The 11,631-nt window shown below is 70.1% G+C and carries 9 protein-coding genes; 3 read left to right on the plus strand and 6 right to left on the minus strand.

Going from position 1 to position 11,631, the window contains the following annotated elements:
• Nucleotides 1-443: 443 nt before the first annotated feature.
• On the minus strand, nt 444-1,616 hold the full coding sequence (locus tag AQI70_RS26140) for an acyl-CoA dehydrogenase family protein (RefSeq protein WP_062154260.1): 1,173 nt from the start codon (nt 1,614-1,616) through the stop codon (nt 444-446).
• Between the two features lie 335 nt (nt 1,617-1,951).
• Here AQI70_RS26140 and AQI70_RS26145 point away from each other — a divergent pair, with 335 nt between their 5' ends.
• The gene (locus AQI70_RS26145; RefSeq protein WP_062154262.1) at nt 1,952-3,184 is read left to right on the plus strand and encodes a glycoside hydrolase family 18 protein; all 1,233 of its coding nucleotides are present in this window, start codon (nt 1,952-1,954) and stop codon (nt 3,182-3,184) included.
• A 62-nt stretch (nt 3,185-3,246) separates the two neighbouring features.
• Here the strand turns inward: AQI70_RS26145 and AQI70_RS26150 are convergent, their stop codons facing one another.
• From AQI70_RS26150 to AQI70_RS26165, 5 genes are all read right to left on the minus strand, one after another.
• Nucleotides 3,247-3,906, minus strand: coding sequence for a TetR/AcrR family transcriptional regulator (locus AQI70_RS26150; RefSeq protein WP_062154264.1), 660 nt, complete (start codon nt 3,904-3,906; stop codon nt 3,247-3,249).
• A 147-nt stretch (nt 3,907-4,053) separates the two neighbouring features.
• On the minus strand, nt 4,054-4,194 hold the full coding sequence (locus AQI70_RS38730; RefSeq protein ID WP_107117085.1) for an SCO1431 family membrane protein: 141 nt from the start codon (nt 4,192-4,194) through the stop codon (nt 4,054-4,056).
• Nucleotides 4,195-4,297: 103 nt separating this feature from the next.
• Complete coding sequence (locus tag AQI70_RS26155; protein WP_062154266.1) at nt 4,298-5,662, minus strand: peptidase C39 family protein; 1,365 nt, start codon at nt 5,660-5,662, stop codon at nt 4,298-4,300.
• A 273-nt stretch (nt 5,663-5,935) separates the two neighbouring features.
• Complete coding sequence (locus AQI70_RS26160) at nt 5,936-7,390, minus strand: amino acid permease (RefSeq protein ID WP_062154267.1); 1,455 nt, start codon at nt 7,388-7,390, stop codon at nt 5,936-5,938.
• Nucleotides 7,391-7,515: 125 nt separating this feature from the next.
• Nucleotides 7,516-8,469: a hypothetical protein gene (locus AQI70_RS26165; protein WP_208607446.1), complete on the minus strand. Its 954-nt coding sequence runs from the start codon at nt 8,467-8,469 to the stop codon at nt 7,516-7,518.
• Nucleotides 8,470-8,710: 241 nt separating this feature from the next.
• Here AQI70_RS26165 and AQI70_RS26170 point away from each other — a divergent pair, with 241 nt between their 5' ends.
• Nucleotides 8,711-9,331, plus strand: coding sequence for a uridine kinase family protein (locus AQI70_RS26170; protein ID WP_079051493.1), 621 nt, complete (start codon nt 8,711-8,713; stop codon nt 9,329-9,331).
• A 427-nt stretch (nt 9,332-9,758) separates the two neighbouring features.
• Complete coding sequence (locus AQI70_RS26175) at nt 9,759-11,624, plus strand: AAA family ATPase (RefSeq protein WP_062154272.1); 1,866 nt, start codon at nt 9,759-9,761, stop codon at nt 11,622-11,624.
• Nucleotides 11,625-11,631 lie beyond the last annotated feature (7 nt).

Consider the following 11,631-nt stretch of genomic DNA (forward strand, 5'->3'; position numbering starts at 1 on the left):
ATGGCTCGCAGGCTGCCATGGTGCAGGATCAGATACAGGGGACCTGGCGCACCGGATACTCGTCGAGCGGTGCCGGGTGGTCGCCATCGGCCACGGCAAATCCCTCTGGACGCCAGTGGGCTGACGGTTCGTCAGCCAGCGTCAGGTGGGCAGAGAGGAGCCGGACATCGGCGAACTCACGCCCGAATCAGACTGACGGTGACTTGTCCCCCCACCTCCGCGTTGCCCTGGTATGCCCCTCTCCTATTCAGCGACCGGGCCGCAGCGCCGCATCTTCGTCCCGCGACCTGCAGGAACGGTTCCGCCGACGCCTCCGCAGCAGCCGGATCCGCCCATCTACCAGGATCTGATGCGCATGTGGGCCGACCGTGGCCGCACCCTGCCCGGGCGCCACGACCCGGAGTGGATCCGGCTCACGGCGCCGCAGGTCAAGCGTGGCCAGTTCAGCGCCCTTCGGGACCCGCTACGTGACGGGCGATGACCATCCGCTGGATCTGGTTCGTGCCCTCGACGATCTGCAGGACCTTGGCCTCGCGCATATAGCGCTCCGCCGGGAAGTCCGCGGTGTAGCCGTACCCGCCGAGAATCTGGACGGCGTCGGTCGTGACCCGCATCGCGGTGTCGGTGCAGTGCAGCTTGGCCATCGCCGCCTGCTTGGCGAACGGCCGGCCCGCGTCACGCAGCCGCGCCGCCGCCAGATACAGCGCGCGCCCGGCCTCGATCTGGGTCGCCATGTCGGCGAGCATGAAGCGCAGCCCCTGGAAGTCGGCGATCCGCTTCCCGAACTGCCGTCGCTCGGTGGCGTACGCGACCGCCTCGTCCAGCGCCGCCTGGGCCACGCCGATCGCGCAGGCCGCGATGCCGAGCCGACCGGAGTCGAGCGCGGACAGGGCGATCGAGAAGCCCTGGCCCTCGTCACCGATGCGCCGCTCGTCCGGGACCCGGACGCCGTCGAAGTGGACCTGGGCCGTGGGCGAGCCCTTCATGCCCATCTTCTTCTCGGGCGCCGCCGCGCTCACCCCCTGCGCGTCACCGGGCACCAGGAACGCGGTGATCCCGCGCGGCCCCTCCTCGCCGGTACGCGCCATGACCGTGTAGAAGTCGGCGACGCCGCCGTGGGTGATCCAGGCCTTGGTGCCGGTGATCACCCAGTCGCCGCCGTCCCGCACCGCCTTCGTGCGCAGGGAGGCCGCGTCCGAGCCGGACGACGGTTCGGAGAGGCAGTAGGCGCCGAGCAGCCCGCCGCCGAGCATCGCGGGCAGGTGCTCGACCTGCTGCTGCTTGGTGCCGTAGGTGGCGAGAGCGTAGGAGGCCAGCGTGTGCACGCTGACGCCGAGGCCGACGGTGAGGCGGGCCGCGGCGAGCTCTTCGAGGACCTGGAGGTAGACCTCGTACGGCTGCTCGCCGCCGCCGTACTCGGCGTCGTACGGCAGGCCGAGCAGTCCGGATGAGGAGAGCAGGGTGAAGACCTCGCGCGGGAAGTGCCCGGCGTCCTCCTCCTCGGCCGCCTTCGGGGCGATCTCGCGCTGCGCGATGTCGCGGACGAGCGAGAGCAGATCCCGGGCCTCGTCCGTGGGCAGTTGACGATCCACCGGCTGCGGGGCGCGGTCGGGCATGGCGACGATCCTCCCTGTCGGGCACATCGGCGGACGTCCGCCTTGGGTGGGGCGGCTCCGCCGGGTCTCACTGATGCCGGGCCGGTGCTCGCATCCCGGGTCTCGGAAGCTGCTGACCAGCGGCTGTGCGCTGTGAGTATGCCCGATCAGAGGCACCCCGTCACCAGTTAACGACCGCTTACTTCAAGAAGTATCGAGCAACACACGCGTCCGTCGAAATTGGTCCGAACCATTGACGTACTGGTCTAGTCCTCCTACCTTGGCGAAGCGATTCCCGCCATCGTGTTCATGCCAATCGGCGCACGTTCCCCTCTCCCCCACGGAGGAGACACCCGATGCACATTTCGCACCGCCCCCGCACCCGGTTCCGGACGCTCGTGGCCGCGGCCTGCGCGGCCGTCCTCGGCGCCGGACTGCTCGCCGGCGCGGGCACCGCGACCGCCGAGCCCTCCCCCAGGCTCGCCGCCGGCTCCAAGGTCGTCGGCTACTTCACCGAATGGGGCACCTACGACCGCAAGTACTACGTCAAGAACATCGAGACCTCGGGCTCGGCCGCCAGGCTCACCCACATCAACTACGCCTTCGGCAACGTCACCGGCGGCAGGTGCGCGATGGGCGACTCCTACGCGGCGACCGAGCGCACCTACACCGCGGCCGAGTCCGTGGACGGCGTCGCCGACACCTGGGACCAGCCCCTGCGCGGCACCTTCAACCAGCTGCGCGAGCTGAAGAAGAAGCACCCCGGCCTGAAGGTCCTGTGGTCCTTCGGCGGCTGGACCTGGTCGAGCGGCTTCGGTGAGGCCGCACGGAACCCGGCCGCCTTCGCCCAGTCCTGCTACAACCTGGTCGAGAACTCCAGGTGGGCCGACGTCTTCGACGGCATCGACATCGACTGGGAGTACCCGAACGCCTGCGGCGCCACCTGTGACACCAGCGGCCGGGAGGCCTTCAAGAACCTGATGGCGGCGGTGCGCGCCAAGTTCGGCCCGGGCAACCTGGTCACCGCGGCGATCACGGCCGACGCCACCAGCGGCGGCAAGATCGACGCGGCGAACTACGCGGGCGCGGCGCAGTACGTCGACTGGTACAACCCGATGACGTACGACTTCTTCGGCGCCTGGGACGCGACCGGTCCGACGGCCCCGCACTCGGCGCTGCACTCCTACACCGGCATCCCGAAGGCGGGCTTCCACACCTCGGCGACCATCGCCAAGCTCAAGGGCCTCGGCATCCCGTCCTCGAAGCTGCTGCTCGGCATCGGCTTCTACGGCCGCGGCTGGACCGGCGTCACCCAGTCGGCACCCGGCGGCACGGCGACCGGGGCGGCGAAGGGGACCTGGGAGAACGGCATCGAGGACTACAAGGTGCTGAAGAGCAGGTGCCCGGCGACCGGCACGGTGGGCGGCACCGCGTATGCCAAGTGCGGCAGCGAGTGGTGGAGCTACGACACCCCGGCGACCATCGCGACGAAGATGACGTACAAGAACCAGCAGGGGCTGGGCGGGACCTTCTTCTGGGAGCTGAGCGGGGACACGACCGGCGGTGAGCTGATCAAGGCGATCAACTAGCCGGGCCCACGGGGGACTTGGGGCGGAGGACCACGAGGCCTCCGCCCCTTGTGCGGGCCGGGTCAGCCGTCCCGGCGGGCGGGCCCGGGAGCCTTGTAGGAGGGGTCGAGCTCCTCGATGGCCCGCATGGCGCCGCCCAGGGTCTTCACCAGCAGGTCGCGCATGGTGTCACGGGGCAGTTCGGGGTGGTCTATCCAGTCGAGGGTGGCGCCCTCCACGCTGCACACCCAGGCGAGCAGTCCCATCCGGGCGAGCGGGGCGATGTCGGTGCGGCCGTACGCCCCCTCGGCGATGGTCGCCACGATCGCCTCGCGCACGCCGTCCCGGATGGCGTGCACCTCGGCGTCGAAGCCGACACCGCCGCTGACGATGGTGCGATAGGCGGCCTGGTTGTGCTCGGCGTAGCGGAGATAGCTTTCGATGGTGCGGTGGACCCGGTCCACCGGCTGCAGTTCGAGGCCGCTCGCGGCATAGGTGACCAGGTCGGCGACGGAGTCCTGGATGATCGCCAGGTAGTAGCCGCGCTTGGACTGGAAGTAGTAGTAGATGAGCCCCTTGGCGACATGGGCCTGCCGGGCGATGTCGTCCATGGAGAGCGCGTCGTACGACGTGTCGGCGAACAACTTCCGCCCGATGGCGATGAGTTCGGCCCGGCGCGCCACCGAGCGCTCGGTGCCGCGGGCCCGGGGTCGGGCCGTCTCGCGCTGTTGACTAATATTCAATTCAGACCCTGGTTTTCCAACGGGCGGCGGGATGTCGGCAGTATGGCAGACCTGCGCCAGCTGCTCGTTCGAGTCTGATCGACTTTGATGAAACCGCTTCACCCGGGGTCGTTATATGTCCGACCATGGGGTCTCGTGTGTGTCAGGTCACAGCAGGCCGAGCTGGGTGACGAGCATCGCGACGACCACGACGAGGGTCCAGCCCATGACGTGCTCGAAGATCTCCGGGCCGTCTTCCTCGGGGCCGCCGGTGCGTATGTGGTCGGCTGTGGCTGAGTGTGCGGTCATATGCCCACCTTGCCACCGAGGCCCGCGCTTGCGGCGGAGACGTTGCTCACAGCACAAGGGCCCCGGTTCACCGGGGCCCTTCCGTGCCTCCGTGCCCGGCGGCTCAGCGCACGCCCACCGCGGCGAGCGCGGCGCGCCGGCGCGGCGTGGGACGCGCCGGGAAGTAGAGGTAACAGACGCCGCCCGTGCCGGAGACGATCTTGCCGCTGGCGTTGTACCGCTTGGTCCTCAGCCAGATGTTCTCGAACTCGCGCCGCTTGTAGACGCGCCGCACGGCCTCGTTGCTCGGTGAGTTCGGGTCGTTGGCGATCACGTCGCCGTCGGCGGTGAAGCCGATGACCGTCATCAGATGACCGGCGGTGCCGTACCCCGCCCCGGTCAGTTCCTTCTCCAGGAAGGACTGCGACGTTATGGCCGGGATGCCGGCCGCGATCAGCGTCTCCAGGTCGGTGAGCGAGCCGAGCCGGGTGACCACGCCTTGCAGGTCCTTGAAGGTGGCCGCGTAGGCGGCGTTGAACGGCCAGTTGCCGCAGCCCTCGTACTGGTAGTCATAGGTGAACCGGGCCGCGTGACAGACCTGCGGGTCGGCGTACGACGGGTCGACCCAGGCCAGCTGCTCGGGGGTGAGCCGGCCGCCCCAGTACTCGATGATCATCTGCGAGGAGGTGGGGCTGCACCAGGCCTCACCGCCGTTGTCGTACTCCGGGTACTGGCCCACGTGGATCTCCTGCGAGTAGCGCGGGACGATCAGCTCCTGGGCCAGGCCGGGGGCGGAGGCCGGGACGGTGAAGCGGTCGGGGACGTCCGAGCCCATCACGCCGGCCCGCCAGACGGTGGGGGTGAGCTTCGTGCCAGGCCTGCGGAAGAGGGTCAGCCGCAGCCGGTACGAGGTCAGCCGCAGCCCGGAGGCCGGATCGTCGATGGCGAACGTGTCCGTCCAGATGCTGCTCTTGTCGTCGCTCTGGTCGTCGACCGAGGTCCGCCTGATGTCCCGGTCGCCGGCGGCCCAGCGGCCCATCACGTACCAGGGGGTGGCGGTGCCGTCGGAGTACGCGCCCTTCAGCTCGATCTGGAGCCAGGTGCCGTCGGGGGTGTGCGCGTTCCAGGAGGCGATCGCCTCGGTGGCGGGGACGGCGAGCCGGTGGACGGGGGACGTCCAGGTCGCGTACTCCCAGCGGGCGCTGTTGCCGGTGTGCGGGTCGGTGTAGTCGGTGGTGCCGGCGGGCCTGGCGATCACGATGCCGGGTCGGGCGCCGGCGAGGGCACGGGTGCCCCGGGCTGCGCCGCTGCGCCAGTCGCTGTACGTGGTCCAGGCGCGGTTGTCGACGGTGCGGGGCGGGGCCTGTGCGGGGGCGGGGGCGTCGGCGGTGCCGCCTGTGGCGACCGCCGGGCCCGCGCTGCCGGCGACGACGGCCGCGACCGTGGCGGCCAGGACGGTTCTGCGGGACGGCTGTTCGGCTCTGCTCATGGGCGGAAGACCCCCAAGTGTCCGAGTCGGGCGGGTCCGGTGCACAGCTGTCCGCCCACTATGAACGCAGGCGGCAACGTCTGCCAGCACTTCGGGCCTGGCGCGCCCACGAATATGGGGGTGACCACTGGCAGGGCCCGGGCCGGCACCCGGGCCTCGACACTCCGTACGGGCACGTGGAGGTGACCGAGATGGTGTCCCGGCGTCCGCCGCCGAGGTGGCGGACGCCGGGAGAGGGTGGCGGAGCGCCGGACGGGCTCCGCTGACGTGGCGTCAGACGAGGTCCATCGCCGCGACCTCGTCGGGGCGGCCGTAGCTGACCGGGCCGTGGAAGCGGCGGCGGGCGGTGGCGAACCACCAGACCGTGGCGACGGCCAGGACGACGGCCAGGGCGATCGGCGCGTAGTTGAAGGAGTGGGCGGTGATCGGCGAGGCCTGCGGCAGCATGAACAGGACGCTGCTGAGCAGGATCCAGGTCACCGCGACGACACCGACCGGCCGGCCCCAGCGGCCCAGATGCCAGGGCCCTGGCTGGAACTCGTCGCCCAGTCGCAGCCGGAGCAGGATCGGGACGGCGTACGCGAGGAAGAGCCCGACGACGTTGACGCTGACGATGGCGGTGAACGCCGTGTGGGACCACCAGCCGGGCAGGACGAGCGCCAGCGAGCAGGCCACCGCCAGCCACACCGCCTTGACGGGCGTGCGCGTGCGCGGCGAGACCGAGTGCCACCAGCGGGAGCCGGGCATCGCGCCGTCCCGGGAGAAGGCGAAGATCTGCCGGGTGTTGCTGGTGAGATTGGCGAGGCCGCAGAAGAGCATGGCGCCGATCACGATCAACAGCAGCGCCTTCGCGGTGCCGACTCCGAGCCCGTCGATCAGGATCTGCACGGGAGGTGCGTCGGCGCTCGCCACCCGGTCGTAGTCACGAATGCTGTAGACCAATGCGAGCATCAGCAGCAGTCCTGCGATCGCCGAGTAAGCGATCGCCCGGGTGATCCCTCTCGGCGCGTTCACCGTCGCCCGGACCGTTTCCTCGGACATGTGGAAGCTGCCGTCGAAGCCGGTGAAGGTCCAGCTGGTCACCAGCAGACCGAGCATCCCGCCGTAAAGGCCGCTCGTGAAACCGGTGTTGTTCACGAAATGCGTGACAAAGGAAGGCGACTGATGATGATCGGGTATGGCGATCAGGCTGCTCACGATGACCACGAGCCCGATCAGCAGCCACCACACGGAGATCCGGTTCAGTACGGCGACCAGGTGCACGGTGTAGGTGTTGGCCAGCCCCTGGAGCACGATGATCAGGGCCGTGATCAGCACCGTCCGCTGCGGCGTCGGCTCGTACGAGGGCCACTGCAGCGCGATGAAGGCCTGGAGGAAGGTGGCGGCGGCGTACCCGGTGGCGGCGGTGCCACCGACCTGGCCGACGAAGTTCAGCCAGCCGGTGAACCAGGACCAGGCACCCTTGTGACGTCTGGCGAGCTTTCCGGCGGAGAAATACAGCGCGCCGCTCGTCGGATAGGCCGAGGCGACTTCCGCCATCGCTGCTCCCACGAAGAGCACCATGACGGAGACGCCGATCCAGCCGAAGACGAGAATGCTCGGACCGCCCGCGTTCAGACCGAAGCCGAAGCCCGAGAAAATACCCGAGATGATATTGATGATGGTGAACGAGATGGCGAAATTGTCGAACGCCTTGAAGCGCCGCGTGAGTTTTCTCGGATAACCCATCGCATGCAGGGTCGCGTCGTCGTCGAGCGCGATCGGAACCGCTCCCCCGCGCGCTCCGGCACGCGGGGCCGATATCCGTTCTGACACGGGTCGGACCTTTCTTCTTGGTGGGGGGTTGCGGCGCGTCAGACGCTCGGCACGGGCAGGCCGCAGGCGCGCCGCGCCCGGGACAGCTGCTCGGCCGGGTCGCCGAAGACGCACCAGGGCATTCGCGAGGCGTACGGCCCCATCGCCGTCAAGACGGCGCGTGCCTCCTCCTCGCGCCGGGCCATGACCAGAGCGTGCGCGAGGTAGGCCAGGTCCAGGACCGGGGTGAAGGGGTATTCGGCCACCGTGGGCAGCCAGTTCTGGTGGATCGCCAGGGCGGTCGAGCGCCACTGCGGCTGCTCCCAGACCCGGTCGGCGAGCAGCTGGGTCGGGTCGTAGCACTCCACCAGTGCGACCAGCGGGAGGAGGCGCAGCGGCGAGTCGGCGGGCGCGCGCTGGCCGAGGAAGGCGGCGACGTCCCAGGCGGCCGTCACGGAGCCGCCGTACCGGGTGAAGAAGCAGGCCAGGAAGCGGTGGTGGGCCTCTCGGTGCCAGGGGTCGAGGGAGAGGATGTGGGCGAACAGACGCCACGGCCCGGGCGGCGCGGTGAGCAGTCCGCGCGGCGCCTGGTCGCGCAGCCGGTGCAGCCGGGCCATGGCCAGCTTGGCCACCCAGGGCGTCGGATCGGCGAGGTCCGCCTTCGCGGCCCGGTCGCAGGCGGCCAGCGCTATCCGCTCCAGCGCCTCCGTGCGCGGGTCGCCCGCGTCGGCCGCGCGCAGCGCCCGCAGCACCGCCACCCGTGCCCACATCAGCGCCGCCTCGGGGCCGGGTTCCTCGGCCAGCCAGCGCTCGACGAGGTCGGAGTCGGCGGCCTCCGAGGCGAGCACGAGCGAGCGGTGGGCGCGCAGGCCGAAGTCGCCGCGCGTTTCGGCCAGGGCGTCCCGGGCGCTCAGATAACGGCCCGCCCGTACATCGACGCATACGCTCGCGAGCAAGCGGTCGTCGGCCGCCGGATGCCACACATACTGCCCTTCGAATAGCCCCGCGGCCATCTGTCCCAGCCCATCCCCGTTACGGCACCTCACAGTTGTGCACCAGGCACCTTACTCAGCGTGGGGCTCAACCGGAACGCAGATTTCGCAGTGGTGGCCGGAGTTTTTCGGAAGAGTCGCGGGCATCCGACGGCTAGTTCAAAGCGACACCTTTTCTCATCCCGTCCCACCACCCGCTTTCACCCACTACTAGAATGTTCCAACGAAATATGCCCACCTCCACTTCACTCGGGGAAAAACGATTCACGACCTCGCCACCCGGCTCCGCCGTCTGCCCCCGTCCTGCGGCCCGGTCCGCCTGATCGGTGTCGACGGGCATGCCGGCTCGGGAAAGTCCACGTTCGCCGGGCAGTTGGCCCGGGCGCTCGGCGACGCCCCGGTGCTGCACCTCGACGACATCGCCAGCCATGCGGAGTTGTTCGAGTGGACCGAGCGCCTGCTGAGCCAGGTGATCGAACCGCTCGCACAGGGCCGGACCGCCCACTACACCCCCTACGACTGGCACGGCCGCCACTTCCGTGCGCCCCTCGCCGTACCACCGGCTCCGGTGATCGTCGTCGAGGGCGTCGGTGCGGGCCGCCGCGCCCTGCGTCCGTACCTCGCCCAGCTGTTGTGGATGGAACTGCCCCACGAGGAGTCCTGGTCCCGGGGCCGCGCACGGGACGGGGAGGAGCAACGGGAGTTCTGGGACGGGTGGGTCCGGGCGGAGCTGAAGCACTTCGCCGACGACCCGTCCCGGCCGTTCGCCGACCTCCTGGTTCGGCAGCGCGGCAAGGGATACGAGGTGATTCCCGGGCCTGCCGGGACCAATGGACCGGACCAGGCGGTCACCCAGGGTGACGATCCATCGGCAATGTGCTGAACTTGTGAAGAGCCTTGCCAGGCAAGTTCCCGGAGTGCTTCAACTCGGCTTGACCCGGGGGCCGTACAGGACTTACGTTCTCAATGTGCGGCCGGTCGAGGCCGCCCCAAGACGCGAAGCCCCCGGTTGTTCCCCCGTGATCGGGGGCTTCGTTCTGTCCTCACCCCTCTTTCCGGGCGCCGAGAGGCGCGATTCGCTCACCCTCGGTCACCGACTGGGTGCGCCCGATCTGCTCCCACCTCGCCAAACGGCCGGTGCGGCACCCTGGGGCGCGCCGCACCCTCGCAGGTACGATGCCCTCGGTGCGACCTACGACGGCTGCTCTGCGCACCGCTGCAACTCCGGTCCGCGGTACGGCTGTTCGATCAAGGCGGCCGACGGGCGACCGCTCGGCCAACCGACGGGGGCAGGGTTTGTGGGGGACGTGATGGACTTCGGCACGCAGGGCCCGGAGGCCCCGGCCGACCTCGCCTGGCTGCGAGGTGTGGATGCCTACACCATGGGGGCCTATCCGCAGGCGGAGGAGGAGTTCCGCGCCGCGGTGCGCATCGATCCCGGGATGGCCGACGGCTGGCTCGGCCTGCACGCGCTGCGCGTCGACACGACGACCGCGCTGCTGCGGATGTTCCGGCACCGGGACCGCTTCGGGGAACAGCGCACCCGGCATCGGCGCACCCTCAACTCCTGGTACTGGCTCGGCTGGTGGGTGCAGCCGGTCCTGGAGAGCCCGCGCGACCTGCTGCTGGCCCACGCCTCGCACTGGCTCGACGGGCGGCACGTCCCGGAGCTGGACCGGGCGCTGGCCGGACTCCCGCCCGTGGACACCGACCACCAGGTCCGCTTCCTGCACGCCTGCCGCGCCTATCTGGTCAAGGACTGGGAACAGCTCGTACGGCACACCGACCCCCTGCTCGACGACCCGATGCTCGGCATCGAGGCCGGCCTGTTCGGCGGCATGGCACGGGTACGGCTGGAGATGTACGGGCAGGCCGAGCCGCTGTTGTCGGCCGCGTTGATGCGGTGCCGCAGTGAGCAGCCCCAGCGCAAGGAGCTGCGGTACTGGCTGGCCCGGGCGCACGAGGGCACGGGCCGGTCCGCCGCCGCCCTCCCCCTCTACCGTGCCGTGCACCGCGTCGACCCCGCCTTCATGGACACCTCGGCCCGGCTGGCGGCGATCGCCGAGGGCGACGGATACGACGACACCGCCGACCTCGCGGCGATCACGCTCACCGGGGTCGGACAGGACGCGGCCGACTGCCCGGACGGGCTCGACCCCCTCTTCGGCACCGAGGGCCGGGACCTGAGGCTGTCGGACCCCGATCTGCCGCCGGCCGGACCCCTGCCGTCGGTGGCCGACCCGGCGGTGCGGGAGAAGACCGCCGTGTCGTCGCAGTCACTGCCCGCCGGGCCCACCGATCCCGGACTGTTGGAGGAGGCGCTCGCCGAACTTGAGCGCATGGTGGGCCTGGAGCCCGTCAAGCGCCAGGTCAAGGCGCTGTCGGCGCAGTTGAACATGGCCCGGCTGCGCGCCGGGCAGGGTCTGCCGGTCCAGCCGCCCAAACGGCACTTCGTCTTCTCCGGTCCCTCGGGCACCGGCAAGACCACGGTCGCGCGCATCCTGGGCCGGGTGTTCTACGCCCTCGGGCTCCTCGGCGGCGACCATCTCGTGGAGGCCCAGCGGGCCGACCTGGTCGGCGAGTATCTGGGCCAGACGGCCGTGAAGGCCAACGAGCTCATCGACTCCGCGCTCGGCGGGGTCCTGTTCGTGGACGAGGCGTACTCCCTGTCCAACTCCGGCTACGGCAAGGGCGACGCCTACGGCGACGAGGCCCTGCAGGTGCTGCTGAAGCGGGCGGAGGACAACCGGGACCACCTGGTGGTGATCCTGGCGGGCTATCCGGAGGGCATGGACCGTCTGCTGGCGGCGAACCCCGGGTTGTCGTCGCGCTTCACGACGCGAGTGGACTTCCCGTCGTACCGGCCTCTGGAGCTCACCTCGATCGGCGAGGTGCTCGCGGCGGACAACGGTGACGTGTGGGACGAGGAGGCGCTGGAGGAGCTGCGGTCGATCGCCGGGCACGTGGTCGAACAGGGGTGGATCGACGAGCTGGGCAACGGGCGGTTCCTGCGGACGCTGTACGAGAAGAGCTGCGCGTATCGGGATCTGCGGTTGTCGACCTGTCCGGGGGCGCTGACGAGGGACGACTTGTCGACACTTCGGCTGCCGGATCTGATGCAGGCGTACGGGGAGGTCCTGTCGGGGAGGGGCCCGCAGGATCCGTCGGCGATGTGACGGACCC

It is taken from the genome of Streptomyces curacoi (assembly GCF_001513975.1).
Lineage (GTDB): Bacteria > Actinomycetota > Actinomycetes > Streptomycetales > Streptomycetaceae > Streptomyces > Streptomyces curacoi.

Bases quoted from the DNA above. Each gene is read 5' to 3' on its own strand.
- AQI70_RS26165 (WP_208607446.1), bottom strand. From the start codon at position 8,469: ATGGCCGCGGGGCTATTCGAAGGGCAGTATGTGTGGCATCCGGCGGCC.
- AQI70_RS26175 (WP_062154272.1), top strand. From the start codon at position 9,759: ATGGACTTCGGCACGCAGGGCCCGGAGGCCCCGGCCGACCTCGCCTGG.
- AQI70_RS26155 (WP_062154266.1), bottom strand. From the start codon at position 5,662: ATGAGCAGAGCCGAACAGCCGTCCCGCAGAACCGTCCTGGCCGCCACG.
- AQI70_RS26160 (WP_062154267.1), bottom strand. From the start codon at position 7,390: ATGGGTTATCCGAGAAAACTCACGCGGCGCTTCAAGGCGTTCGACAAT.
- AQI70_RS26140 (WP_062154260.1), bottom strand. From the start codon at position 1,616: ATGCCCGACCGCGCCCCGCAGCCGGTGGATCGTCAACTGCCCACGGAC.
- AQI70_RS38730 (WP_107117085.1), bottom strand. From the start codon at position 4,194: ATGACCGCACACTCAGCCACAGCCGACCACATACGCACCGGCGGCCCC.
- AQI70_RS26145 (WP_062154262.1), top strand. From the start codon at position 1,952: ATGCACATTTCGCACCGCCCCCGCACCCGGTTCCGGACGCTCGTGGCC.